The sequence below is a fragment of the Corynebacterium endometrii genome, from assembly GCF_004795735.1.
GTDB lineage: Bacteria > Actinomycetota > Actinomycetes > Mycobacteriales > Mycobacteriaceae > Corynebacterium > Corynebacterium endometrii.
Genome location: NZ_CP039247.1, coordinates 792,328 through 817,301 on the forward strand (window position 1 = coordinate 792,328; position 24,974 = coordinate 817,301).

Sequence of the window (24,974 nt, forward strand, 5' to 3'; positions counted from 1 at the left end):
GTTACTTCTCTCGCGTAATTCGGCCGTCGCGGACCATGACCACACGGTCTGCGTAAGCGGCGAAGCGGGGTTCGTGGGTCACGAGCAACCCGGCTGCGCCGGCATCGATGCGTCCGCGCAATACTTTCATAACCTCATCGGAGGTAGCGGTATCGAGCGCTCCTGTGGGTTCGTCCGCCAAAAGGATGCGGCGGGGGCCAATCAACGCCCTAGCAATGGCCACGCGTTGGGCCTGGCCACCGGAGATTTCCTCTGGAAAGCGATCCCCCACCCCGGCTAGGCCAACCTCCTCTAGGGCGGGTTCAGCTAGTCGGCGACACTGTGAAGCAGGCATGCCGTCAAGCTCGAGTGGGAGAGTTACGTTTTCTAAGACGCTTAACGAAGAGACCAGGTTGAAATTTTGACAGACAAATCCAAGGTGGCGGCGGCGAAGCTCAGCGGTGCGTTTTTGGGACATTTCGGCCGCGTTGTGGCCTTCGATAATCACACGGCCAGCCGTAGGTGGTTGGAGCAGCCCGGCGACGTTCAGTAGCGTCGATTTACCCGAACCGGATGGTCCCATTACCGCCACTAGTTCACGTGGATGGAGGACGAGATTGACGGAGTCTAGGGCCGTTACTTTGCGAGCGCCCTCACCGAATGTACAGGAGATATCCTGCAACTCAATGGGGAAGGTTGGGGGATTGGGTTGAGTCATCGTGGTTAATCCTCCTGCGAGAAGAAATTGGGCGGTGCCTGGGGTGCCGGCAGGGACTCGATGCGGTCAAGCCATCGCAATTGGGCTTCTAGTTCGAAAATGCGTTTCTCGATTGCCAGCCGGTGGGAGTTGCGGTTGCTAGCTGTTTCATCGGCTTGCCTATTAAGGGAGCGAAGCGCGCGGAGTGCGGCGTAGCGTTGAGCGTCAAGAATTTCGATGAAGTCAATGCCATCCCGGCCGTCGTGCTGCGCAGCGAGGGCAAACTTAATCACCAGCTCATCGCGATCCGTGGCCGCCGTGGTAACGGTTTCTGACCACCAAGAGTCAAGCTCCCTTAACCCAGCCGGGGTTATTTCATAGAGGTCCGCGTGCCGACCATTGGAGCTGATGGTCTTCCCGCTGATCGTGACTAGGCCATCCCGTTCGAGGCGAGCCAGGGTTTGGGTTACCTGGCCCATGTTGAGCGAGTATAAGCCCCCGAGTTTTAACTCGAACGCTTTGCGGGCTTGTGCCGCACTGCGCGGCGCTTCCCTCAGGAGCGCCAAGAAGGAATGCTTGACTGACACAAGGCATTGTCCTCTCATATTCAAGCTCATAATTAGGTTTGAAGGACTGCGCAATGAAGTCCCTGGCCACGGAATGGTTACCGGGTAACTTACGGTAGAAACTACCCGGCAACTAGTGGAGCGTCAAGGGGGTTGTGAGAAACCACGCTTCTTAGATTTTTCGGCATGGAGGTACCTGCACCGTCGCGCGGAGGTCCGTTGTGCGGGGGTACGTGACATTCGGAGAACACACGTTTGTTGACGCGGCGGCGTCCGGTTCGGCCGAAAGGGGATGGTGGCTGAAATGCCGCAGCGATTCTGAAAATCTTTATCTATGAGTCTAAAAGTGTTTTATGTCGCATTTGCTGACATGCTTTTGGGGCGGCGTTTCGGCGGCTGTGGCCCCGTCTGAGCGACCGTATCAGTAGCGGGGGCCGGCGAATCGAGAAATCACAAAAATCGGAGGGGGAGCCTCCGTTCTTCATGTTCTTGGGGGCAAAACCACCTACGGGGCGGTTCCTTAGAGGAACCGCCCCGTAGGTGGATGGGAAAGTGTTGGCTGCTACGCGTGGTAGCTAAAGTTTAGGAGATGGAAATGCCGCGCTCTGCGAACCAGGCGATCGGGTCAGTGGCGCCTTGGCCGGATGGGTGAATCTCAAAGTGCAGGTGGGTGCCGGTTGAGAATCCAAGGTTGCCCATTCCTGCGATGTTCTGGCCGGCGTGTACGCGCTCGCCAACCGCTACGGCGAGGGAGGACATGTGGCCGTAGACGGAGATGGAACCATCATCATGCTTGATGCGGATCCAGTTGCCGTAGCCGGATGCAGGGCCGGAATCGATTACCAGGCCGTCCATAATTGCCAGAATCGGGGTGCCCTCACCATTGGCAATATCGATGCCCGCGTGGAAAGTGCCCCAGCGTGGGCCGAATCCGGAGGTGAAGATGCCTTCTGCCGGACGGACTACGGAAGGGGCGCGTGCTGCCAAGTCCGCTGCCGCACGTTCCTTAGCGGCGACCACGGCCTTGTTGAGCTGTTCGTTGAGGTTGAGGACCGGCTTGGTCTCGGCCACTGCCAGGATCTGGGGTGCAGTTGCGGCAGCGTCCTGCACGGCTGCGCTAGCGTCTTCAGCCGCGTCAGATACGGCCTGCTCAGCCTGCTCAAGGGGATTGGAGTTGTTAGTCAGGTTGAACTCGAGGCTCTGCGCCTTGGTCTCTTCCTGCGGGGTAGCCTGTAGCTGGGCTGCAACTGCTCCGCCAGCACCAGCGGTAGATACTGCACCGGCTGCTGCTGCGACAAGGGCCATGCGGCCCTTAGCGGTCTGCGCGGGTGTTACTTTACGGTGACGACCTGCGCTGCGCTGAGTCTTGCTTCGCATTAATTCTTCTTCCCATTCTTGCCACTATCCGTGTGAGGATTCAGAACGTTACATTCTGTCACGCTTGGTTACGTGATTGTGACCTTCTTGTTACCAACGAGAGGTAACAATAGCGTCTCGAAAAGTTATCGGCAACCCGTTTGCTCGAGTTTCGCCAAATCTGTGGATTGAGTTTCTATTGTTACGTATCTGCAGCGGATATCCGCGGGGGTAGAGGGGTAGTTGGTAACCCTGGTCCTGGCGGAGGAGCACAGGGGGTAAGTGAGACTATGAGGGTAAGGGCGCGCAGGCCAGGCCAGGGCGGAAGCCCGCTTCTCCGCCTTCGTTAATTTTCGATCTGTACCTTATATATAGGTCTACTTCGCCCAGCAAGTTGTACTTGAAGGTTAAAGGATTAATTGAGGCCTTAAATCTTCATGTGACTTCCCGCGACTGTCGCCGCGCCGCGCCAGCGAAGAACCCTACCCGTGGCAAAGTGTTTAGGCGATGAGTAGAAACACCAGCCCCCAGTCGCGAGCCACCTCTGGTCCACGCCCTTCTCGTGGGCGCCTAGGGAAAGGCTCTATTTCTGAGCCTGCAGCGCGCGTTGCCCACAAGGCTGGCGCGCAATCCGCGGCGAGACGTAGAAACGCGCCAACGACGCTAGGCGGGCGCATTCGCCGCCTAGGCCTCATCGTGGGTATTCCGCACGTAGCGGCCATCTTAAGCATCATCGTCATTGCCTTTGCGGTGTGCCTTTTTACCGGCGCGCCGATGGCGTGGCTGCCCACCGCCATCGCAATGTGCCTGATGGTGGTCAATCTCGTGCCCCTGAGCGCCGGCGGCGTCACCATATCGGTGGTGCCGGCGCTGCCCGCGTTAATCCTGGGCCTGCTGCTGGCGGGCCGGATTAGAAGGGCGTTCGCTACCAAAGCGACGATTAAAGACCTGCTGATTTGCCTGGCGTGGGTGATCGGCCTGCCCATAGTGATTGTGCTTGTCGCATGGCTTATGTTGTGGGATGCCGGCAAGGTATATGACGTGGCCCCGCCATCGCTTCTCGCCGCGTTACCAAGGGTGGTGGTGCTACACGGCGCGGCGATGGTATTGGGAATGGGGCCAAAGCTTTGGGAGGCTTTGCTTTCGCGTTACAAGGTTCCGGTCTTCGTCCCCCAAGGGGCCACAGCTGCCGCCCGAATCATGATGTGGTTAGCCGCGGCCGGTTTCGCCGTAGTGATAGTAGCCCTGCCATTTAGCATTGGCCGGCAGCAGGAAATTCTCAATGCATATCCCAACATCGATGCGCCTGGGATTGCCGCGCTCTACGTACTGAGTGTGCTGTATCTGCCCAATGCGGTTTTAAATGCCCTGGCTATAATCATCGGCTCCGAACTAAATTTCGGTGGCGCTAGCCTGAGCCTGTTTAGCGTCCACACCGTGCCGTTTCCTCCGGTTCCGCTTCTAGGCCTCATCCCGGGGCAGGTCCACGCCTGGGCGCTGGCGCTTATGGCCATAGCCATGGGTGTGGTCCTGTATGTCCTGATTCGCTCGAGAGTCGGAATCTTGCACTCGCTCGTTGCGGGGGTATCCGCGGCCGCTCTAATGGCCGGCGCCGTGTATCTGGGCAGCGGTGACCTTGCCGCCTACGGATATGTAGGCCCAACTTTCCTCAGCGCCGTGGGGCTTGTAGCTATCTGGGTTGCAGTGTTGGGGGTCGCGGCGGCTGCCGTGTTCATGTTCGTGCTGTGGCGCAACGGCGCCGTGCCAAGTGTCGCCGCCGCTGAACGTCGCGCGGAGGAGCAATCCAATGGTAGTGAAGGCCCAGACCTCGACTCGGAAGAGGAGAGCCTCACAGCGTCGGAGAGCCATGAAGCCACTGGCGATGCGGGGGCAACGGTCGATGGGGAATTAGTCGATGAAGAAGCCCCACGCGCAGAGGGCCCACTGCCTGCCGCGGCGGAAGATGGCGATGGTCGAAATCCGGCCGTGCATCGGCCCGGGGAGGAAGACGAGTCAAGGGGTGGCCTAGAAGAGGGGTCAGATACGGACGGACTAGCAGATGAGGACCCAGAGCCTGAACCACAGTCCGCTGACCCGGAGGCGCTAGACGCAGAAACCCCGGACGCAGAGACCCCGGACGCAGAGACCCCGGACGCAGAGACCCCGGACGCAGAAATTCAAGACACGGAGACGCCAGCAGACGAGACGCGGGGTGGGCACCCGGGCTTAGAACTGCCGCAAGAAAAACCGGAGAAGGGCTAACGGAGAGCCTGTAAAGGTATTAAGCTTTGGCCCGTGACTTTTACGCAGAGCTCTCACACTGACGCGCCCACCGAACAGGCTACTGGCATAACGCACCCGGGGGACACGCGTACCCCAGGCAAGTCCGTGGTTGTGCTCGTATCCGGCACCGGATCTTTGCTGCAGGCTATTCTCGACAATGCGGATGACTCCTACCGGGTTATCAAAGTCATTGCCGATATTGAATGCCAGGGCATCGAGCGCGCTCAGTCCGCAGGCATTGACACTGAGGTCGTAACCCTAGGTACAGACCGGGAAGAATGGAATGAACGTCTGGCCGCCGCTGTAGGCGAGCCAGACGTTGTTGTTTCCGCGGGCTTTATGAAGATCCTAGGTAAGGCGTTCTTGGCCAAATACGAGGGGCGGACCATCAACACGCATCCTGCACTACTGCCTTCGTTTAAAGGGGCCCATGCGGTGCGCGATGCGCTGGCGTACGGCGTAAAGGTCACGGGTTCCACAGTGCACTTCGTCGATGCGGGCGTGGACACCGGTTCAATCATCGCGCAGCGTGCCGTAGAGGTTCGTCCGCATGATGATGAAGCCTCGCTCCACGAGCGCATCAAAAAGGTGGAGCGCGAACTCATCGTTGAGGTGCTGCGCGCCGCCACCGTACAGCGTGACGGTGTGGCACCGGTGCTAAGCATCGAGCTTTAGTCTATTTCCCAAATTCCTCTCGCTAACCCTGACGTCTAAAGAAAGGCCTTTGTTCACATATGAGTGATGATCGCAAGTCCATCAAGCGAGCGCTGATTAGCGTTTATGACAAGACGGGCCTCGAGGATCTTGCACGTACCCTCGACGCGGCCGGTGTGGAGATTGTGTCCACAGGCTCCACCGCGGCAAAGATTTCTGCCCTTGGCATCGATGTCACCCCGGTTGACCAACTCACGGGTTTCCCGGAATGCCTCGAAGGCCGCGTCAAGACCTTGCACCCACGCGTCCACGCCGGCATCCTTGCCGATACCCGCAAAGAGGATCACCTCGATCAGCTTTCCGAGCTCGACATTGAGCCCTTCCAGCTTGTAGTGGTGAACCTGTACCCATTCCGTGAGACCGTGGCGTCCGGTGCCGACTTCGATGGTTGCGTTGAACAAATCGATATCGGGGGTCCATCCATGGTGCGCGCCGCCGCGAAGAACCACCCATCCGTGGCCATCGTGGTGGATCCCGCGCGTTACGGGGACGTGGCTACCGCCGTTGGGAAAGGCGGCTTTACCCTCGATGAGCGCCGCAGCCTGGCCCGTGATGCGTTTACCCACACCGCCGAGTATGACGCGGCCGTGTCCGCATGGTTCGTGGAGCAGCTGGGTACATCCGCGTCCGATGAATGCAAGGCCGACCAGGACAGAGAAGTTGCCCTGCGTTATGGCGAGAACCCTCACCAGGCGGCGTCCCTTATCCGCGAAGAGGGCGGCAAGGGCCTGGCTAACGCCACGCAGCTAAACGGCAAGGAGATGAGCTACAACAATTATCAGGACGCTGATGCCGCGTGGCGCGCGGCGTGGGATCATGACCGCCCGTGCGTAGCGATTATCAAGCACGCTAATCCTTGCGGCATCGCCGTTTCCGACGAATCCATTGCCAAGGCCCACGAGCTTGCCCATGCCTGCGATCCAATGTCCGCATTCGGCGGGGTGATTGCGGTAAACCGTGAGGTTACCGTCGAGATGGCACGTCAGGTCAAAGACATTTTCACCGAGGTTATCGTGGCCCCTTCTTACGAGGATGAGGCGATTGAGATCCTCAAGACTAAAAAGAACCTTCGCCTGCTGGTATGCGAGCCCGATTTCTCAGACAAGGAAGTCAAGCTTATTTCCGGTGGCGTGCTGGTTCAGGACGCGGACCGTTACCAGGCGGAGGGTGACCCGGCCGCGACCTGGACCCTGGTGAGCGGGGAGGCGGCCGATGAGAAGGAACTGGCTGAACTCGAGTTCGCATGGCGCGCCGTGCGTTCCGTGAAGTCTAACGCCATCCTGCTGGCCCATGAGGGCGCAACGGTGGGCGTGGGTATGGGGCAGGTCAACCGCGTGGATTCCGCGAAGCTTGCGGTTGAGCGCGCCAACACCCTGGCCGACGGCGCCGATCGCGCCCGAGGCTCCGTAGCCGCGTCCGACGCCTTCTTCCCATTCGCTGACGGACTCCAAGTCCTCGCCGACGCCGGGGTGAAGGCAGTGGTATCCCCAGGCGGTTCCATCCGCGACGGTGAGGTCATCGAGGCCGCGAAGGCAGCCGGTATCACCATGTACTTCACTGGTACCCGGCACTTCTTCCACTAGGGATTACGCGGCAATAGCCGGCTGACAGCCTGCGTCAGCCGGCTATTGCTGATCGTGGGCTCGCCTTAGGCCGCTGATGGGCGGGTAGAACCTGGGGCGCGATGGTACTGGTTGTAGCCGATCTCCGCGTGCAAAGGAGTGGCGTTAACGGCTCAGCGCATCCGCCCCGGCACCATTGTGCGGTGGGGCGGGCACCCGGTTTGGCGATGCAAGAACTTATACGGGGCCGGAAAGGCTTAATCCGCTTCGGCGGTGGCGGCTTCTTTAGCCGCGCGGCGGGCCTCACGGGCGGCGGCCTTGGCCGCCTTTTCCGCCGCGACCTTGGCGGCGTCCTTGGCCGCAATGAGCTCCAAGGTCTCCTTCTCCCGGTCTTCGGGCAGCTCCGAACCCAACACATTGAGCACGGCATCGGCCAGCATCACAGACGTGGAGGGCAGGTGATCCGCAGAGACCTCGAAAGGGGGCTTGCCCGTGTTATCACGCATCTCAATGGCGGAGAGGGCGATGTAGAAGGGTAGCTCGACGCGCGGATCATCCGCTCCCACAATCTCGGACGACAGGGAGCGGAAAGCGCCCTCAAGCTTGTTGCGGGCATCGTGGTAGGCGCTAAATTCCTCGGAATTGGCCACCGGCAGCTGGTACAGGCGCCCCACGTTCCAGCCCGGGGTCAGCAGGAGCGCGGATTCCGCGGCAACGAGCGCCCACAGGCGCATCTCTGGGCCGGACTCGGAATCGGCGAGCTGATCGAGGAGGTCCAGAGAGGGCTCGATGGTGGAGTTGAGCAGGGTGAGGAAGATCTCCGTCTTGGAGGGGAAGTGGTAGTACAAGGAGGCCTGGCGGATACCTACCGCCTCCGCAATCTGGTGCGTTGAGGTGGTAGCAAAACCCTGGGTGGTAAACAGCTCGGAAGATGCGTCGAGGATCTCCTCACGAGCCGTGCTGCCGCGGCGCCGCGGGCTATTCTTGCGCGGCCTACCTACTGCACCAGCCATAGACGGGCGCCTCCTTATCGATGGACAACATGAAATCTCTGATCAGAAATTGTAGGGACATTGAACCCTGCACTCACCCAGGTGAGTCTAGCTTATATGAAAAACTATTCTATGACCGGTATTCGCGAGCCTCAAGCGAGGAAAGCACCTCGGAGACCGTGCGTGTCGCGGAACCGTAGGCGGTGCGAGTAAACGGGGTAAGGTCTGCCAGGACCACCGGATGATCGGATACGTGGTCATACCAACGCCCCAACTCTATCTTTAGGCCGGTCTCCCAGGCGGTGGTAAGCGCCTCCACCTCGGAAAGCTGAAGAAGCTCTCGCTCGCCGGCGATGGCTAGCCGGTCCGGAGTTGGGCGAGGGGACGGCGCTGCCCAGCGGGCGATGGCGGCGATGGGCGCCAGGAGGGTTGATTGAACATCTACCTCCACGTTGCGATCCGGCAGACCGTCGATGAGCCGGAGGGCCGGCGGGCGTTTGGCCAGGGCATCCCTGAGCAATTCCAGCTCACCGCCCGCTCCCACCGGGAGCCCGGAGTCTACGCGGCGGGCAAGGGTGTCGTCGGAACTAGCATGCTTCAAACCCACCGCATCCAGCAGTGAGGCCACCCGCTCATCCCGCCCTAAGTAAACGACCGGGATGGTTGGAAGCCCATCGCCGCGGCCAAAGGCACCGGTGAGGCGTACTGGGGAGGCCAGCGCGGGGGAGTGGATGACGTCCCCCACGACGCGGGAGAACCATGCCGCCAGCGCCACTTCCTTTTCTCCATGCTCTAGCGCGTTGCGGAGCAATTCCAGCGACTCAGCCAATACGCCCCGGGCAGATGCCTCCGATTCGCAACGAGGGGCAGCCTCGGCTAGATCCAGCAACGAAGGATGCAAAGCCATGTGTAAAGCCTTCCGCTAAAGATGTATGGAATAAACGTGGAGAAATGAGTCTAAGGGTTCTCGAAAAGCCAATCCTACGTGGTCAAACCCCATTGGGAAAATCGAGTGGGGACCGGATGCGCCAAGCGCGAACCTGACAATAAAACTAACAAAAGGCCCTGCCGGACCGACGTGATTCCTGATGATTCACGCGCGGCCTGCAGGGCCTTGAAGTTTTCTCTTACCGCGCACCTTAGGTTGCGTTCGGCAAAAGGTGCTGTTGCTCTTCCCGGCTAGTGTTTAGCGGGTGGTGAACGGCAGGAGAGCCATTTCGCGAGCGTTCTTCACAGCGGTAGCAACCTGGCGCTGCTGCTGTGGAGTCAGACCGGTGACTCGACGAGAACGAATCTTGTGGCGGTCAGAGATGAACAGACGCAGGGTCTTGGTGTCCTTGTAGTCCACCTTCTCGATGCCCTCAGCCTTCAAAGGGTTCTTCTTTGGGCGGCGGGTCTGCTCCATGCGGAACTTCTTGTGGTTATTGCGCTTCATTTTGCAATTCCCCTTTACCAGCTGGACTTACGGACGCCTGGCAGCTCACCGCGGTGAGCCATGCCACGCATGCGGACACGGGAGAGGCCGAACTTGCGGAGGTAACCGCGTGGGCGGCCATCGTGTGCGTCGCGGTTGCGAACGCGGGATGGGGATGCGTCACGTGGCTGACGGTTCAGCTCGAACTGTGCTTCCAGACGGTCCTCGTCGGAGGTAGCTGGATTCTTGATAATAGCCTTGAGCTCAGCGCGACGCTCCGCGTAGCGGGCGACGATTTCCTTGCGCTGCTCGTTCTTAGCGATCTTGGACTTCTTAGCCATTGATTATCGCTCCTCGCGGAATTCGACGTGCTTACGGGCGATTGGATCGAACTTCATGAGAGAAATGCGGTCCGGGTTGTTGCGCTTGTTCTTACGGGTCACGTAGGTGTAACCGGTACCCGCAGTGGACTTCAGCTTGATGATTGGACGGATGTCATTACGTGCCATCTTTAGACCTTCTCTCCACGTGCTCGGATCTTGGCGACAACGGACTCAATGCCGTCGCGGTCGATGATCTTCATGCCCTTGGTAGAGACAGTCAGGGTAATGGTGCGGCCCTCAGAGGGCAGGTAGTACCGACGACGCTGAACGTTGGGATTCCAACGACGCGAGGTGCGGCGGTGCGAGTGCGAGACCTGCTTGCCGAACTCCGGCTTGCGGCCCGTGACCTGGCAAATAGCCGACATGGGTTTTCTTTCTCCTAGCCGCCCACATCATGGCTTAGTGGCGCATCGACCTACCTTGTAAATAACCACTTACGTGGCTGTTATACATGCTCGAAATGTGAGGTGTGAGCGGGTAAGCGTGCTGCCTAACACCAGTTGACGGGGCGTTAAACGTACATTGTGACAACAGCAATGGAGAATCTTACATCCATAAGCGCGGTTTTCCTAATCGCGCTAAATCTAAGGCCCAAATTTAGGTCCACACGTTTTCTGGTACGCGGCTTGCGCGGGTGGGTTATGGGTTGATGCCGGCGCCTGGCGGCGGTGCGATAGGGATATATATTACGGAATAGCGCAACACCTGTAGTCCAAAGTGGGTTGTGTGATTCGTGTGATTATCGCGGCTATAGGTGCGGGTCACGCCGGGTCCCGGCCGCGGGGAGCAGGCGAGCCGGCTGGGGCGGGACTGAAACCACGCGTGGAATCCCTCCGGCTCGGCGGCGAGCCCTGGGAAGGGGGTGGCCCTCGCGTGCCGGAAAAGGCGGCAGGGCCGAGAGGGCGCGCGATGCGATTTAGAAAAGTGCACGTCAACCTGTAAGATATAGCGAGTTGTCTGCGAAGGGCGGGTTAAAACCCCGCCTTAGCGGGCTTGATGCAAGTATTCGAGACCCAACTCGGGCACGATCCTCGCCGTATAAAGCCATCACTTAGTTGTAAGGTGGCCGCGCGTCGCGGGGAACCGACCCGTAGTTCAACCCTGAGGGAATCTACATATGAAGAAGGATATCCATCCTGATTACCACCCAGTGGTATTCAAGGACGCAGGTACTGGCCACCAGTTCCTGACCAAGTCCACCGCGACCTCTGACCGCACCGTTGAGTGGGAAGACGGCAACGAGTACCCACTCATCGTCGTTGACGTTACCGCTGAGTCCCACCCATTCTGGACCGGTGCACAGCGCGTCATGGACACCGCAGGCCGCGTTGAGAAGTTCAACCAGCGTTACGGTGCTCTTGCACGTCGTAAGAAGAAGGCGTAAGGAGGATAGAAGAAGATGGCAACTCCTAAGTTCCGTAAGTCCCGTGCGAACACTCACTCCCGTCGTTCCCAGTGGAAGGCTGACAATGTAGCCCTCCAGGAAGTAAAGATCGACGGCCAGACCGTACGCATCCCACGCCGCCTCGTTAAGGCTGCGAAGCTCGGTCTCGTAGACGTAGAGCAGTTCTAAAGTAACTAACCCCCTTAGCTACAGGGGGGTGTTACTTCGGAAAATAGGCCTCGTTCCTGCCCTTTTAAGGTAGGTGCGGGGCCTTTCCTTAGTTTTCTCAGGCTCTAGTTTTATGGCTTGCGCAGGCGAACATCGGTGGTAAACTGGTCAAACCCTCGGGATGTGTACTTGGATTGTTAAACACTTCGTGTTTTATTGCTAAATGCGCGATAATCGCGGTATGAAAATTTTAGTAGTAGACGACGAGCATGCTGTACGCGAGTCTCTACGGCGTTCCCTAGCCTTCAATGGCTTCGACGTTATTCTGGCCGGCGACGGGGAAGAGGCCTGCGAGTGCGTCCGTCGGGAAAACCCCGAGCTGGTGATCCTCGATATCAGGATGCCCAAGATGGACGGCTTCGAGGTCTGCCGGACATTGCGCGGCGAAGGCTGGGACCGTCCCATCCTTATATTGAGCGCTCGTGCCGGCGTTTCTGACCGGGTGGCAGGTCTAGATGCTGGCGCTGATGATTACTTACCCAAGCCATTCGCCTTAGAAGAGTTGCTCGCCCGCGTCCGTGCCCTCCTGCGGCGCGCCGCTGCAGCTCCCCTCGGTGGTCCCGCTCCGGCTGGTGCCCAGCTGACTTTTGCGGATTTGTCTCTCGACGTTGATACACGCGAGGTCAAACGCGGCGACCGCATAATCTCATTGACCCGCACCGAGTACTCTCTGCTAAAGCTGCTTATGGAGCATCCACGCAAGGTATTGTCTCGCAGCGCCATCCTTGAAGATGTGTGGGGTTCTGACTTCCCAACGTCTGGCAACGCGCTTGAGGTCTACATCGGCTACCTACGCAAGAAAACCGAGGATAACGGCGAGTCTCGTTTAATCCATACGGTTCGGGGTGTTGGGTATATCCTGCGGGAATCCACACCGTAGTCTTCTGCCGTGCACGCCGCGACGGTCGGGTGTTTCCACAAATCTCAGGAACTAGCGCGGCAAAGTTGGACGGTTATCCTCCGCGCCGCGAAGCCCGCTGAGTCTTTCAGTCCATCTAGGTTCGCGCGACATGAGTGCGGAGGGCCTGGCCGTGCCTTAAGTGTTAGGGCCGCGGTGGTCGGTGAAAGGAATAGCCGCCTCTTTCGTGTGGGGGCGTTAAAACGAGTTATGAGCCTGCCGCGCCAAATGAGTTTCTAAACCCGTGGGGGCTTGGGGGTAGTACCGCTTCATTCCTCGAGTGCGGATTCAGCTAGGTTCTGATCGTCGCGGCGGTTAATTCCTTACAGTAAACTCACAGTCAATTTTGGCAACTCTGCAGATGCTGTTCATTAACCAATCAGAAGGCCGGTGCATAATAGTGTCCATGAATAACGATGATCCAAAGGCAACCCCTGAACCTTCCAATAACCAGGGGCAAAGGGAAGATTTTTGGACTGACTCGCGGCCTGCAGGGGCGCAGGATTCACGGACCCCTCGCGCAGCTCAGGACGGGGTTGAACCCGAACCTTCCCCTAATTCTCCTTACAAGGGGTGGACCCGCCACAATTCGGATCACGAGACCCCGGCACCCGCCCCGGCAACTGGTGGGAGCACGGGTGCTGAGGGGAGGGCAACCGCAACGCCACCTAGCGGCCGCGGGCAGCGGCACGGCGGCGACGAGCTAGCCACGGGGAATCAAAGCCCGAAGGCGGGCCCGGCACCGGCCGCCGGGTCGGTGGGGGTTCCAACTGCCGTGGGCCCATCGGGTGCACCCGTTCCAGTGCAGGCCGTCTCCCGGCAGAAGGAAAAGAAGAAAGTGGGGCTGGGCACAGCGTTGGCCTTGATGCTGGTGGGTTCCATCGCTGTTGGTTCCATAACCGGTTTGGTCGTGGGAAATCGCGGTCAGACCGGCGTCAACGGCAGCTCCACCGCCGTGGTAAACGAGGTGCTAAACCGGGAGCCGGCCGGCAATGACGCACCACCTGCGGAGGGCTCCATTGAAGCGGTGGCTTCGAGGGTGTTGCCAGCGGTGGTCTCCATCCAGGTGGCCACGCGAAGGAGCCAGGCGGAGGGCTCCGGTTCTATCATCTCCCCGGATGGTTACGTGCTGACCAACCATCATGTGGTTGAGGGAGGTGAGGATGATCAATCCCTGATCCAGGTCACCATGAATGATGGCAGCAAGTATGAGGCGGAGTTCGTGGCATCGGACGTAAATACTGACGTGGGCATCATCAAGATCAAGGACGCTTCAGAACTCCCGTACCTCGAGTTTGGCGATTCGAATTCACTGCATGTGGGCCAAGAAGTAGTCGCCGTGGGCTCTCCCCTGGGGCTTAACGCGACCGTGACTTCGGGCATCGTGTCCGCTATGAACCGTCCGGTACGCGCATCCCAGGGCGGTGGCGAGTCTTCCCTCATTGACGCCGTCCAGACCGATGCGGCGGTCAACCCAGGAAACTCGGGCGGGCCATTGGTCGATCTCAACGGCAACCTCGTGGGGATGAACTCGATGATTGCTTCGCTATCCCAGGGCGGAGGCGAGGCCGGTTCCATTGGCCTGGGTTTTGCTATTCCATCCAACTTCGCTAAACGCATGGCGGACCAGCTGATTAATTCGGGCGAGGTAAAACACCCAATGCTTGGCGTTATCAACGTGGATGCGCGTAGTAGGGGAGGCGGTGCACTCATCCTAGAGGTTGAGCCTGATAGCCCCGCGGAGCGTGCCGGATTGAAGAAGGGTGACGTGGTGACAAAGCTGGGTGACCGCCTCATCGAGAATTCCGACTCTCTCATCGCCGCCGTGCGTTCCCTGGACTTTGGTGCCACTACGAACCTCGAAGTCCGCAGCGAGGGTGAAAATGAATCTCGTTCGGTAGAGGTGACGGTCACCAGCGAGTAGATTCAATAGCAATGGAATTTCGAATGTGGATTTCCAGCAATGGACAAGGAGCCCTGCATGACCACTGACTCAACGCCCACCACTTTGCAAGAGGAGTTCTCCTCCCGGCTTGCAGGCCATGAACTGCTGGATATGCCGGAGCCGGATGACGCGTTCCTCCTCGCCGCCGAAGAGCAGAAGGAACTGTCAGCCCGCCGCCGTGCGCTGATCGTATTGGTGACGGACCATCCTGAGCAGGACTCAGAGGACAACGCCCGCCTCTGCTCCGAACTACTCGCGGAGGCCAACTTTGAGGTAGATGGAGCGGTGGTCGTCCGCTCGAAGAAGTCCAAGATTCGTGAGGCGATAGAAACCGGCGTCATTGGCGGCGTAGACCTGGTTCTCACGGTCGGCGGCACCGGGGTTGGGCCGCGCGATAAGACGCCTGAGGCGACCCGCGCCATGCTGGACCAGATGGTCCCCGGTGTGGCGCAAGCCCTGCGCTCGTCCGGACAGGCCTGCGGAGCGGTAGATGCCTGCACGTCCCGCGGAATATCCGGCGTATCCGGCTCCACCGTCATCGTGAACTTAGCGTCTTCTCGCGCGGCGGTGCGAGACGGCATGGCCACCTTGACTCCTCTCGTTCACCACTTGGTGGACCAGCTCCAGCGTTACAGCGTGTAGCTGCCCTGGGCACTGGGAAAAGGCACTGAAAAGTTAGAAGACGGGGAGCCGACTGACACAAGCCGGCTCCCTAATGGTCACGCGCGAAGGGGACGAACAATAATGGCGGAAAGGCAAGCGGCTGGTAGCAGGCGTAGGAGGGCGGTGCGTCGGTCGGATGCGGCGGACTATGACCGCACGGCCGATTCGCCGCGTTTTAATTCAGCTTTTGATGACTCGGGCGAACTCAAGCCGCGCTCCACGGATGGAGAGCGCCCCGTGGAGTTCGACGAGCATGCTGATGACACCCCAACAGGTGAGGCATTCTGGCGCGAACAGATTCCGCCCCATTTCGGCGGGGAATCCTAAAACATGGAAAAGCCGGGGCCTAGTTCTTCAAAACTAGGCCCCGGCTTTGCAAGGCGTTGCCTCCCATCGCGAGGAATTAGGGAGCCGCAACCCGGGCGGGAATTAAAGCTGTGGCTTATCGATGCCGGTGGTGCCGTTAACGCCGCCCTGGTTCTGGGCCAGGAGGTCACGGATCTCGGTGAGCAGCTCATCGGTGGTAGGGGCCGGAGCATCCTCTGGGACGCCGGCACGGCGCTTCTGCAGTTCGTTCAGCTTGTTCATCGGGACGACGAAGATGAAGTAAACAACCAGCGCGATGATGAGGAAGTTGATTGCGGCGGTAATGACCGCACCGAAGTCAACAAAGGTAGCCTCGTTTCCGGAGCGAATCTGGAAGCCCAGGCCCTTTACTTCGGCGGAGCCCAGGGAAGCGATGATTGGGTTGATGAGGTTATCGGTGAACGCGGTAACGATCGCGGTGAATGCGGAACCGATGACAACCGCGATTGCGAGCTCGATGACGTTGCCACGCATGATGAAGTCTTTAAAGCCCTTGAGCATATGAGTGCCCTTTCTGAGTAAAAGTTTTTCTTTGCGCACACCGCTAGAGTCCAGGTAAATACCGGGGTTCTTTAGCGTTGGTGGTTAGCTCTTTGCACTAACGTTGATTTGGTAGCGCCTGCGGAGCGCACCGTGTGCTTAAGCTTAGGCAACATTAATACTAAAGAGCCGCAATAGTCCATTCAGTTTTGGGGCGTTTACCAAATTGTTGTCACGTCAACTGAAAGTTGATAGTCGGGTACGCATCGGGGCCTTGGCCGCAGCGTTGCTTGGGCTTACACTCAGCGCTCTTTCGCGCCCACGGGTCGTGCCCTATCGCCTGTGATCACGAGCGCTAGTGGGAGCTGCAAAGACGCCGCTGCTACCCGCGCAGCCTGGGAGGCGGGCAGGGCGATGAGGACGGTTCCGCTGCCGTCGCGGCCCGACGACGGATCGGCGCCGCCGGCGGTAATGACGCGTCCACCTGCGGCTATGAGTTGGCCGCCGGCAGAAAGCTCGCCTGGTGATCCCCGCTGACCCTGGGGCCTGGGGGATTCCGGACTCGGGGTGGCGGGGCCCGACGGGCCTCCCGGGGTGCCGGAAGAATCCGGCGTAGTGATGATGTCCACCGTGTCCCCGTGGTGGAGCAGGGGGATGATGTCCGGGTCGGAGACCTTCACTGGCACCATGTGAGCGTCTTCGGGCGAATCCCCCGTTGTGGTATTACCCACTAAAGCCGCGGTGAGGGCCTCGCCCACTAAACGTGACTCGGTTACAACCTCCCCCTGAGACGCCATGGATGCGGATACGCGCCCCGCGATCTCATCGATACTCAACCGGTTGGAGGCGGCAGCGTGCGGCAGGGCCTCGGAGGGGAGCGATTTCAGCTCCACATCGTCTGTGGTGATGACCGATCCGGCGGGGACGTCCCGCGCGAAGACCACCACCTCTGGCTCGGCGCGTCGGGCGGCTAGAGCGCTAACAAGGGCGGCGAAGACCAGCAACGCGGCAACCGCGCGGCGCAGTAATAAGGAGCGCGCCAGGCCGGGGGTGGTCACGGTCCGGGTGAGGGATTCTGCAAAAGGTAAAACTGGCTTCATATCCTATTGGACTGACGGATTCGCCCGGTGGTTCCCGTCGAAGTATCAAAGCTCTCTGCCGGTGGGTTTGACCAGCCCGAGCTCGGTGATCATCGCGGAGACGGGCAGGTCATGGGCCTCGGCCGGGACGCGTGGGACCAGCTCGAAACTATAAACCACGCCGATGAGCCCAACATCATGTCCCTCAATGGCGTCCAGAGCGCGGTCATAGTAGCCGGCGCCCTTGCCAAGTCGGTATCCCGCATTGTCTATGGCCATGGCCGGGATGATGACCGCGTCTAGACTCGACAGAATGGAGCTATCGCTGTGGGGCGGTTCCGGCTCGGTGATGCCATAGGCGCCGATTCGTGAGGAGCCCGGGGTGTAGCGGCCCCATTGCAAGATTCCGGCCTCACCGGAAACGGGGAGCCACAGTTCGGCAATCTCGGATAGTGCTGGTACCAGCTGCGATCCTCCCGGTTCGGAGGGAAGGGGGCTATACGCGGCTATCTGCGGCCGGCCGCCCAATTGCTGAACGTACTCGCGGAGGTGAGCCGTAATTTCTCGGTCGTAGGATTCCTTGACACTGGGTTGAAGCGCGTCGCGGCGTGCCTTGTGGGTAAGACGCAGATCACGTTTTTCGGAGCGAAGCGCTGCTGAGCTGGAATTGGGCTGTGAATCGCGTGAAGATGACATGATTTTAATGTTAGTCGGGGGCAGGGTCCACGAATTGACCGGTTGAGACAGGTAGGCTCGAAACTATGGACAAAGAAAATAATCACTCCGGCAATTGGGTCAAAACTGTTGTTGTTCCGGCCGCGGGCATGGGCACCCGTTTCCTTCCAGCGACCAAGACCGTGCCTAAGGAGTTGCTTCCAGTTGTAGATACCCCCGGTATCGAGCTGATTGCTGAAGAGGCCGCCTCGGTGGGGGCCGAGCGCCTTGCGGTCATTGTTGCGCCCTCCAAGCAGGAAATTATGCGCCACTTTGAAAAGTTTCCCGATCTGGTTGAAACACTGTCATCGCGCGGTAAGGATGAGCAGGTTGCAAAGGTACAGCGTGCTCAGAAACTGATTCATCCGGTCGCCGTTGAACAGGAAAAGCCGCTCGGCCTGGGCCATGCGGTGTCCCTCGCCGAATCCGTGCTGGACGAGGATGAGGATTACTTTGCCGTTATGCTCCCCGATGACATTGTGCTTCCCGCGACGGTGATGGAGGATATGGCGCGCGTCCGCCAGGCAGTGGGCGGTTCGGTGCTGTGCGCCTTTGAGGTTTCTCGCGAAGAAACCTTTAACTATGGCGTCTTCGACGTAGAGGACACCAACGCCCCCGGCGTCAAGAAGGTTGTGGGCATGGTAGAAAAGCCGGAGCCCGAGGAAGCGCCATCCAACCTGGTGGCGACTGGCCGCTACCTTCTGGACCGCAAGATTTTCGATGCGCTGCGCCGCATCAGCCCGGGTAAGGGCGGTGAGTTGCAGCTGACTGACGCCATTGAGCTGCTGATCCAGGAGGGCGAGCCGGTCCACGTCGTGGTCCATAAGGGCAAGAGGCATGACCTAGGCAACCCGGGCGGATACATCCCCGCGTGCGTTGACTTTGGCCTGCACGATCCGAAATACGGCCCCGCTCTGTATAAGCAGCTCAAGAACATCATTGCCGAGTTTGAAAAGGAGCAGGAGGCTTAAGTTCCTTCTCCACACTCATCGCGTCAGACTCGACCTTGCGGCAGTGTTTAATGCTGCGGTATTCAGTGACTGCGCGGCGAAAGTTTCGCAGGAATCTTTCGGTAATCTCCAGCCACAAGGTTAAACTGAAGTAACAAAGAGCACACGCGGCACACGGTGCGAGAGTGCCGGTTGCCGCGTGTGCTTCGGTTTGTCCTCATAGCAACAACCTCAAACGGTCCGTCCACAGGAAGGCTCGCACGTCCATGCGTTCAGTAGAAGAACAGCTTGCATTCATCACGGATGCGGCAGTCACTCCGGAACCGGTACGCATCGCTATCGCTAACGCCCTGGGGCTGATGTGTGCCGAGGAGGTTCAGGCTAACTCGCCGCTTCCCGGCTTTCCGCAGGCCGCGATTGACGGTTACGCGATCCGCGCCGTTGACGTTGGGGGAGAAAAGGCTCTGACAGGCCGTAAAGCCGGTGCACCGAGCGATGGCGAGGCGGTTCCAGCCCCAGAAGTTGAGCGTTCCCTGCCGGTGGTCGGTGAGGTGCCGGCTGGTTCGCGCACCCCATTGCGCCTGCAGCCCAAGCAGGCGGTGCGCGTGTATACGGGTGCGCCGTTGCCGACGCTCGCGGACGCGGTGCTGCCACTTGAATGGTCCGACCGCGGACGCAAGCGAGTCACCGCCCACCGCCCGGTACGCTCGGGCGATTTTGTGCGCCGCGTGGGTGACGATATTCAACCTGGTGACGTGGCCGTGTCATCGGGAACCATCTTGGGCCCCGCACAGATCGGGCTGCTGGCGGCGGTGGGCCGCAACAAGGTCCTGGCTTACCCGCGCCCGCGTGTGACCATCATTTCCTACGGCAAGGAATTGGTTGACATTGACCGCGAGCCCGGCCTGGGCCAGGTTTATGACGTTAACTCCTATGCCCTGGCGGCCGCCGCCAGGGAAGCCGGTGCGGATGTCACCCGCGTTGGCATTGCTGAGGGCGAGCCACGCCGTATTCGTGAGACCCTCGAGGCCCACATCGGCCGGAGCGAGGTAATGGTTATTTCCGGTGCCGTGGGTGGCGCCGGGTCCCAGCAAATCCGCGAGGTGCTCGACGAGTTGGGTGACGTGGACACCAACCGCGTCGCCATGCATCCGGGATCCGTGCAGGGCTTTGGTCTGCTAGGGGAAGAACGCATTCCCACCTTCCTGCTTCCTTCAAACCCAGTCTCGGCTCTGGTGGTCTTCGAGGTATTTATTCGCCCGCTCATCCGCTTGTCCCTGGGTAAGCGAAATGCCAATCGCCGCGTGGTACGCGCCCGTGCGCTCAACCACGTGGAGTCACGCCCAGGACGCCGCGGCTTTATCCGAGCCCGCCTCATGCGCGATGCCGAGACAGCGGATTATTTGGTGGAGGGGCTCGGTGGCGCGGCCGGTGCACCCGCGCACCTTCTGGCCGGATTGTCTGAGGCCAACGCGATTATCCGCATTCCCGAGGATGTTACGGAGATCCGCCCAGGGGACGTGGTCGATGTCCTGTTCATCACGCAACGCAGCTAGATCGCATGATTGATCCCTTCGGATTTGCGGCCGGTCGCTTTTCGCAGCCCGGAAAGGGAGACCGGCATCCGGTCCATCCCGGGTGGCCGGAGTCAACACCCGCCGTGATGCTGCCGCCCAGCAGGGTTTTCCCGCGGGGCGCCCGAGTGCGCCTTCGGCCGTTGCATCGGCGTGACGGCGATGAATGGCGAATGATGCGCATTGAGGATGAACACATCCTGCGCCCGGTCGAGCCCACGATCCCGGGCACGTGGGAACAAGCCCATTCAACACAGGCCTGGTGGAATCACCTCATGAACCTGCGCGAGGCCGCCAAGGCCGGTGCCGTGATACCGCTGGCGATTGAGGTGGGCGGCCGATTTGCCGGCCAGGTCACGCTGGGCAATATCCAGCACGGGATCATTCGTGATTGCTGGATCGGCTATTGGGTCTATTCCGGCTTTTCCGGGGCCGGGGTCGCCACCGCCGCATGTGGGTTGGGCACGGACTTCGCCCTGCGCCGGGTAGGTTTGCACAGGGTGACCGCCACGTATTTGCCAGACAACCCGGCCTCCGGCAAGGTACTGGCGGCCAACGGCTACAGGGAGGAGGGCTTCCTGCGGCGCAATCTCCACATCGATGGGCAGTGGCGCGACCATCATTTCGTGGCGATAACCTCCGAGGATTACCGAACCTCCTGCGTGGCGCGCCTCGTTGCCGATGGGCGAATCACCCGCGTATAACTCCACTCTATTCACATCAGTCACAACTATGCCGGGTGGGCGGCGTGGCAGGAGACATCGTGGCGGCGGGGGAACTACAGTTTTCGCAATCAGTTCTCTACTTTCCAGGAAGGGGCTTGTGCCTTGTCTGGTGGCCTAGGAATCGTCCTCATCATCATCGTGTGGCTCTTTGTCCTCGCGCCGTGGCTTCTGCGAAGCCAGCGTCCGGTCAGCCACACGGGGGAGGCCTTCGACGATACGCGCGTGCTGTTCGAGGGTGGAAGCGGCAACGTCGAGGGGCGTCGCCGCCCAAAGCTCACCCCTGGGGATATCCATGCCCATGAGCAGGATGAAGAGGACTATGAGCTGGTGGAGGCCGTAGAGGAAGATGCGCCACGCCAAACCATCGCCGGCGCCGCCGCACGCGCCAAGGCTGATACGCTTTCCTCCCGTGGAAACCGCTTCTTTGCGTACGGGGCGGCGGAGAAGGCCAAGCTCGAGCAGCAGGGCTCGGAAGAAAAAGAATCAACCGCCGACGCGTCCGCGGGGGAGGCTTCCGAACTTATCGACGGCGAAGTAGTGGAGGAGACCCCAGCGGAGGCCGCTGAATCCTACCGCGCGTCGCAGCGCCTGCCGCGGGACGTTGAGCTCGTCGAAGACGTTGAGGACCTGGACATCAGTGACGAGATCGACGAGGTGGAGACCCATGCCCAGCCTCGCGTCAAGCGCGTGTCCCTGCGTGACCGTTTCGACGAAGATGTCCTGGAGGAAAACCTCTTGGACGAGCCTACGGAGCGCGAAGATGCCGAGGGGGATAAGGCGCACCCTGGCTCCTCCCACGAGCCGTCCACACCCGCCGTAGACCGAGAGCATGAAAAAGTGGCCGCCGCGGAAGTGGAGATCTTCACAGCGCCGGCCTTGGCCGCCGTGTCGGAGGACGCCTACGAACTCGATGAGACCTACACATCCCCCGTGGACCTCCTGTACCCGGGCGCGGTGGATCCGCAGCCGGTCAGCGACGTAAATTCCAAGGAGCGCGCGTCGGAGGCGCAGGCCCCACTGGATGACGAGGACCGCAATGAGGGCGATGCCGAGGGCCTCGAGCAATCCGAACTTCAGGCCGCCGGCCGCACCGGTGAAGTTGCGGTCCACGAGATGGCGGAAGACATGAGCGAAGAGTTATCCGAAGAGGAGCTCGAGTTTGCGGCCCGCCGCATGGGGCGGGGCGGCTGGGACCCAATCGCTGATAAGCAGGCCTCGGCTAGCCGCTTCCAGCGACGCCAGCGCACGCTGATCGCCTTGGCCATCGTAGTTGTAGCCACCGTGGCGCTGGGAATCGTCGTGGGTGGTTGGGCATGGATGGCCGCCCTGGCGGCCGGAATTGTTTCCACGCTATACCTGGTGGCGTTGCGCTCTCAGGTTCGCCAGGAACACGCCTTGCGGACCCGCCGGATCCGCCAGCTACGCAGGGCACGCCTAGGCGTGCGGAACGCGAGCGATGAAGAGCTCGCCATTCCTCGTAACCTGCGCCGCCCGGGTGCCGTGGTCCTCGAGGCCGATGATGATAGCCCAGACTTTGACCACCTGCCGGTTCACTTCGCCGATGATGACGTCTTTGACCCTAGTGAACCCCAGCGGCGCCGCGGCCGGGATGACCTGGCGGCCCGCCGCGTGGGCTAGCCTACTCCGGCCATAGCCCCGAACATCCCCGGCGGTAAGAGCCCATCAAATGGGTATCCACCATGCCGATGGCCTCCATGAGTGCGTAGCATGTGGTGGGGCCAACGAATACAAACCCGGCCTTTTTGAGCGCGCGGGATAGCGCGGCGGATTCGGGCGAATGTGTGGGGACTTCTTCGACCACGGAGGGCGTGGGTGTGGCATCGGGGATAAACGACCAAATGAGTTCATCGAGCCCGCCCTCCTCGCGCAACGCGACGGTTGCCCGTGCGTTGGTCACGGCCGCCTCGACCTTCCGGCGATTGCGGATGATAGCCGGATTGGCGGAAAGCATGTCTATCTCGGTTTCCGTCATCCCGGCCACCTGGTCTGGATCGAACCCATGAAAAAGTGTGCGGAACGCCTCCCGCTTGCGCAGGATTAGGGCCCAAGACAGCCCGGCTTGGAACGATTCCAAGCAAATGCGTTCAAAGAGCCCCGCCTCATCGTGTACGGGAATTCCCCATTCGTTGTCATAATAGTCGCGCAACTGGGCCGAGCCGGCCGCCCATGGGGTGCGTGCTAATCCGTCCTCGCAGACCACCGGGCCCGCGCCGGGAGTCCGCGTCGGCGAAGCCATGGTGGCGGAGGAGGCGGCTTGATGGTTCTTGAAAGTGTTCTTTTGAGTATTCATATGTGCTTAGACAGAATTGGTGTCCGTTTGGTTCCCGATGGGGCTCAACTGCGCCTGTTTTTCCAAGCGGATGAGGTATTCCTTGGCTGCTTGACCGCCAAGGTAGTTACCCAACTGAGCGTTGGCTTTTACCACCCGGTGGCACGGAATGATGATGGGCAGCGGGTTGGTCGCGCAGGCATTGCCCGCGGCGCGAACGGCCTTAGCGTTGCCGGCCGCGCCCGCTAGTTTGCCATAGGACCACAGCTGGCCATAGGGGATTTCAATGAGGGCCGTCCGGGCGCGCCCCTGAAACGTGGGCCCAAAGAAACGCCGGGCGACCGCGGAGTCAATCGGCACTGAAAAACTGCGGCGGTGGCGCGCGAAGTACTCGTCTAGCTCCGTGGCAGCCTGCTCAAGAATCGCCAGCGCTTGGCCTTCCGATGTCTTGCCGCCGCCCGCCCCATCGGTGGGACCGCCGAATGCCAGCCGGGTCAAACCGCCGGCGCTTGCATAAAGGGTCAGTGGGCCCAAGGGAGTGCTTAGCGTCTTATGCAGTTGCATGCTCGGGGCTTGTCCTTTCACCGTGGGCGGGGGTCTACGGGTAGTCTAATGCTCATGAATAGACCCGCCGTTCGTGATGCCGCGCTGCTGCTTTTCCGCGTCGTATTAGGAGTGGTCTTTTTGTTCCACGGCGTGCACAAGCTCTTCATCGCCGGAATGGACGCCACAGTCAGCCAATTCACCACAATGGGCGTGCCCGAGCCGCAACTGTCAGCCTACGTTACGGTGGCGGCTGAGACCGTGGGCGGTGGCATGCTCATCGTGGGGTTGCTGACCACCTTTGTGGCTGGCGCTATGTCCCTGATGATGGCCGGCGCGCTGTACTTTGCGCACTTGCCCAATGGATTCTTCGTGGATGAGGGCGGCATGGAGTACGTCCTGGTGCTTATCGCATCGCTACTGATGATCGTGGTCTTTGGAGCCGGCCGCGCAAGTTTGGATGAGGTGCTCTCACGTGTTGAAGCATGATGATGTCCAGGCCGCCCTATCGGCCCGATTCGACGGCGAAAGCTACGCGCTTTCCGACGATGTCATCGACGCGCACGTAGCCAATTGCCCGGAATGCGCGAGCTTCCGCGATAATGCGCTAGCCCTATCCCGGGCGCTCAACCCGCAGCGCACCCAGACCTCGTTCGCCCCGCCCAAGGATCTCTCGGAGGTCATCCTTGCCGGGGTGGAACCGGAGTGGCGGCGCACTTCGCAGGCGCGTCAATCCTCGTTGGCCATAGGGCGCGTGCTGGCGGCGGTACTGGGTATCTTCTTCACCATCTGGGCGGCTGCCCTCGTGGTCCGCGCATCCGGGCTGGTGCCTACAGTGGGGAACGGGGAAATACTCGGCCTGCAGGCCGACCCTGAACGGGCTTTAATGCTCATCGAAGGCGCCGCGTGGCGCTTGGGGCTTGCTTCCGGGATGTTCTTCGTGTCCTGGAAACCATCGAACGTTAGCGGCATGCTGCCCATCGCCTGCACAATGCTGGCTTTCCTGTTTGGCTTTACGGTCCGTGATTTAGCTTTGGGCCATGGGGATGCAGGCCAGGTCTACCTGCTGGTTGCCATGTTCACGGCAACCGCAGTCCTATCATTTATCTGGGCCGCCGATAAAGGCTATTTGCTGCGCAGGGCTTGGAAGGATTTGGGGGCCAGTCCCCATTAGGCCCGCTCACAGTGG

General features: G+C 60.3%; 29 protein-coding genes. 15 read left to right on the forward strand and 14 right to left on the reverse strand.

Annotated features, from left to right (window positions below; translation table 11 throughout):
• Window position 1 precedes the first annotated feature (1 nt).
• The 3 genes from CENDO_RS03575 to CENDO_RS03585 all read right to left on the reverse strand — a co-directional run bounded on the left by CENDO_RS03575 (window position 2) and on the right by CENDO_RS03585 (window position 2,619).
• A complete protein-coding gene (locus tag CENDO_RS03575; RefSeq protein ID WP_136140816.1) occupies window positions 2–697 on the reverse strand; it encodes an ABC transporter ATP-binding protein in 696 nt (231 codons plus the stop codon).
• A gap of 5 nt (window positions 698–702) precedes the next feature.
• On the reverse strand, window positions 703–1,293 hold the full coding sequence (locus CENDO_RS03580; RefSeq protein WP_342773422.1) for a PadR family transcriptional regulator: 591 nt from the start codon (window positions 1,291–1,293) through the stop codon (window positions 703–705).
• A gap of 531 nt (window positions 1,294–1,824) precedes the next feature.
• On the reverse strand, window positions 1,825–2,619 hold the full coding sequence (locus CENDO_RS03585; RefSeq protein ID WP_136140818.1) for a M23 family metallopeptidase: 795 nt from the start codon (window positions 2,617–2,619) through the stop codon (window positions 1,825–1,827).
• A 486-nt stretch (window positions 2,620–3,105) separates the two neighbouring features.
• On the opposite strand from CENDO_RS03585, the gene CENDO_RS03590 reads away from it, so the two are divergent.
• The 3 genes from CENDO_RS03590 to purH all read left to right on the forward strand — a co-directional run bounded on the left by CENDO_RS03590 (window position 3,106) and on the right by purH (window position 7,178).
• Entirely contained in the window at window positions 3,106–4,860 is a 1,755-nt protein-coding gene (locus CENDO_RS03590) for a cell division protein PerM (protein WP_136140819.1), read from the forward strand.
• A gap of 87 nt (window positions 4,861–4,947) precedes the next feature.
• Window positions 4,948–5,556, forward strand: a complete 609-nt coding sequence (gene purN, locus CENDO_RS03595) for a phosphoribosylglycinamide formyltransferase (protein ID WP_425456209.1) — start codon at window positions 4,948–4,950, stop codon at window positions 5,554–5,556.
• Between the two features lie 59 nt (window positions 5,557–5,615).
• On the forward strand, window positions 5,616–7,178 hold the full coding sequence (purH, locus tag CENDO_RS03600; RefSeq protein WP_136140820.1) for a bifunctional phosphoribosylaminoimidazolecarboxamide formyltransferase/IMP cyclohydrolase: 1,563 nt from the start codon (window positions 5,616–5,618) through the stop codon (window positions 7,176–7,178).
• Between the two features lie 236 nt (window positions 7,179–7,414).
• Here the strand turns inward: purH and CENDO_RS03605 are convergent, their stop codons facing one another.
• The 6 genes from CENDO_RS03605 to rpmB form a co-directional block, all read right to left on the reverse strand.
• Entirely contained in the window at window positions 7,415–8,170 is a 756-nt protein-coding gene (locus CENDO_RS03605; protein WP_136140821.1) for a TetR/AcrR family transcriptional regulator, read from the reverse strand.
• Window positions 8,171–8,279: 109 nt separating this feature from the next.
• Window positions 8,280–9,056: a hypothetical protein gene (locus CENDO_RS03610; protein ID WP_136140822.1), complete on the reverse strand. Its 777-nt coding sequence runs from the start codon at window positions 9,054–9,056 to the stop codon at window positions 8,280–8,282.
• Window positions 9,057–9,335: 279 nt separating this feature from the next.
• The gene (gene rpsR / locus CENDO_RS03615; protein WP_070767894.1) at window positions 9,336–9,584 is read right to left on the reverse strand and encodes a 30S ribosomal protein S18; all 249 of its coding nucleotides are present in this window, start codon (window positions 9,582–9,584) and stop codon (window positions 9,336–9,338) included.
• Window positions 9,585–9,598: 14 nt separating this feature from the next.
• Entirely contained in the window at window positions 9,599–9,904 is a 306-nt protein-coding gene (rpsN, locus tag CENDO_RS03620; RefSeq protein ID WP_136140823.1) for a 30S ribosomal protein S14, read from the reverse strand.
• A gap of 3 nt (window positions 9,905–9,907) precedes the next feature.
• A complete protein-coding gene (gene rpmG, locus CENDO_RS03625; protein WP_040085297.1) occupies window positions 9,908–10,072 on the reverse strand; it encodes a 50S ribosomal protein L33 in 165 nt (54 codons plus the stop codon).
• 2 nt (window positions 10,073–10,074) lie between these two features.
• Window positions 10,075–10,311 carry a 50S ribosomal protein L28 gene (gene rpmB / locus CENDO_RS03630; RefSeq protein WP_136140824.1) on the reverse strand — a complete coding sequence of 79 codons (237 nt, stop codon included), beginning with the start codon at window positions 10,309–10,311 and terminating at the stop codon, window positions 10,075–10,077.
• Between the two features lie 752 nt (window positions 10,312–11,063).
• Here rpmB and CENDO_RS03635 point away from each other — a divergent pair.
• The 6 genes from CENDO_RS03635 to CENDO_RS03660 all read left to right on the forward strand — a co-directional run bounded on the left by CENDO_RS03635 (window position 11,064) and on the right by CENDO_RS03660 (window position 15,391).
• On the forward strand, window positions 11,064–11,330 hold the full coding sequence (locus tag CENDO_RS03635; RefSeq protein WP_136140825.1) for a type B 50S ribosomal protein L31: 267 nt from the start codon (window positions 11,064–11,066) through the stop codon (window positions 11,328–11,330).
• 15 nt (window positions 11,331–11,345) lie between these two features.
• Window positions 11,346–11,519 (forward strand): 50S ribosomal protein L32, encoded by a 174-nt coding sequence (rpmF, locus tag CENDO_RS03640; RefSeq protein WP_136140826.1) that lies wholly within the window; start codon window positions 11,346–11,348, stop codon window positions 11,517–11,519.
• 220 nt (window positions 11,520–11,739) lie between these two features.
• On the forward strand, window positions 11,740–12,438 hold the full coding sequence (locus CENDO_RS03645; RefSeq protein WP_136140827.1) for a response regulator transcription factor: 699 nt from the start codon (window positions 11,740–11,742) through the stop codon (window positions 12,436–12,438).
• A gap of 424 nt (window positions 12,439–12,862) precedes the next feature.
• Window positions 12,863–14,380, forward strand: coding sequence for a S1C family serine protease (locus tag CENDO_RS03650; protein WP_136140828.1), 1,518 nt, complete (start codon window positions 12,863–12,865; stop codon window positions 14,378–14,380).
• A gap of 57 nt (window positions 14,381–14,437) precedes the next feature.
• Window positions 14,438–15,043, forward strand: coding sequence for a MogA/MoaB family molybdenum cofactor biosynthesis protein (locus CENDO_RS03655; RefSeq protein WP_136140829.1), 606 nt, complete (start codon window positions 14,438–14,440; stop codon window positions 15,041–15,043).
• 144 nt (window positions 15,044–15,187) lie between these two features.
• Window positions 15,188–15,391: a hypothetical protein gene (locus CENDO_RS03660; protein ID WP_342773424.1), complete on the forward strand. Its 204-nt coding sequence runs from the start codon at window positions 15,188–15,190 to the stop codon at window positions 15,389–15,391.
• Window positions 15,392–15,493: 102 nt separating this feature from the next.
• Here the strand turns inward: CENDO_RS03660 and mscL are convergent, their stop codons facing one another.
• The 3 genes from mscL to CENDO_RS03675 all read right to left on the reverse strand — a co-directional run bounded on the left by mscL (window position 15,494) and on the right by CENDO_RS03675 (window position 17,685).
• Entirely contained in the window at window positions 15,494–15,931 is a 438-nt protein-coding gene (gene mscL, locus CENDO_RS03665) for a large conductance mechanosensitive channel protein MscL (RefSeq protein WP_136140831.1), read from the reverse strand.
• A 281-nt stretch (window positions 15,932–16,212) separates the two neighbouring features.
• On the reverse strand, window positions 16,213–17,010 hold the full coding sequence (locus CENDO_RS03670) for an SAF domain-containing protein (RefSeq protein WP_136140832.1): 798 nt from the start codon (window positions 17,008–17,010) through the stop codon (window positions 16,213–16,215).
• A 45-nt stretch (window positions 17,011–17,055) separates the two neighbouring features.
• Window positions 17,056–17,685: a 5-formyltetrahydrofolate cyclo-ligase gene (locus tag CENDO_RS03675; RefSeq protein WP_136140833.1), complete on the reverse strand. Its 630-nt coding sequence runs from the start codon at window positions 17,683–17,685 to the stop codon at window positions 17,056–17,058.
• Window positions 17,686–17,750: 65 nt separating this feature from the next.
• Between CENDO_RS03675 and CENDO_RS03680 the strand changes: the two genes are divergently transcribed.
• The 4 genes from CENDO_RS03680 to sepX all read left to right on the forward strand — a co-directional run bounded on the left by CENDO_RS03680 (window position 17,751) and on the right by sepX (window position 22,590).
• Window positions 17,751–18,674, forward strand: a complete 924-nt coding sequence (locus tag CENDO_RS03680) for a UTP--glucose-1-phosphate uridylyltransferase (protein ID WP_136140834.1) — start codon at window positions 17,751–17,753, stop codon at window positions 18,672–18,674.
• Window positions 18,675–18,919: 245 nt separating this feature from the next.
• The gene (gene glp, locus CENDO_RS03685) at window positions 18,920–20,209 is read left to right on the forward strand and encodes a molybdotransferase-like divisome protein Glp (RefSeq protein WP_136140835.1); all 1,290 of its coding nucleotides are present in this window, start codon (window positions 18,920–18,922) and stop codon (window positions 20,207–20,209) included.
• A 5-nt stretch (window positions 20,210–20,214) separates the two neighbouring features.
• Window positions 20,215–20,931, forward strand: coding sequence for a GNAT family N-acetyltransferase (locus CENDO_RS03690; RefSeq protein ID WP_136140836.1), 717 nt, complete (start codon window positions 20,215–20,217; stop codon window positions 20,929–20,931).
• A 123-nt stretch (window positions 20,932–21,054) separates the two neighbouring features.
• Window positions 21,055–22,590: a divisome protein SepX/GlpR gene (sepX, locus tag CENDO_RS03695; RefSeq protein WP_136140837.1), complete on the forward strand. Its 1,536-nt coding sequence runs from the start codon at window positions 21,055–21,057 to the stop codon at window positions 22,588–22,590.
• 1 nt (window position 22,591) lies between these two features.
• On the opposite strand, the gene CENDO_RS03700 is transcribed toward sepX, so the two are convergent.
• Window positions 22,592–23,263, reverse strand: a complete 672-nt coding sequence (locus tag CENDO_RS03700) for a DNA-3-methyladenine glycosylase I (RefSeq protein ID WP_425456198.1) — start codon at window positions 23,261–23,263, stop codon at window positions 22,592–22,594.
• 6 nt (window positions 23,264–23,269) lie between these two features.
• A complete protein-coding gene (locus tag CENDO_RS03705; RefSeq protein WP_136140838.1) occupies window positions 23,270–23,806 on the reverse strand; it encodes a methylated-DNA--[protein]-cysteine S-methyltransferase in 537 nt (178 codons plus the stop codon).
• A 54-nt stretch (window positions 23,807–23,860) separates the two neighbouring features.
• Between CENDO_RS03705 and CENDO_RS03710 the strand changes: the two genes are divergently transcribed.
• Both CENDO_RS03710 and CENDO_RS03715 read left to right on the forward strand, forming a co-directional pair.
• Window positions 23,861–24,274 carry a DoxX family protein gene (locus CENDO_RS03710; RefSeq protein ID WP_136140839.1) on the forward strand — a complete coding sequence of 138 codons (414 nt, stop codon included), beginning with the start codon at window positions 23,861–23,863 and terminating at the stop codon, window positions 24,272–24,274.
• Complete coding sequence (locus CENDO_RS03715) at window positions 24,261–24,959, forward strand: zf-HC2 domain-containing protein (RefSeq protein WP_136140840.1); 699 nt, start codon at window positions 24,261–24,263, stop codon at window positions 24,957–24,959. The genes CENDO_RS03710 and CENDO_RS03715 overlap by 14 nt, the downstream gene beginning before the upstream one ends.
• The last annotated feature ends 15 nt before the right edge of the window (window positions 24,960–24,974 follow it).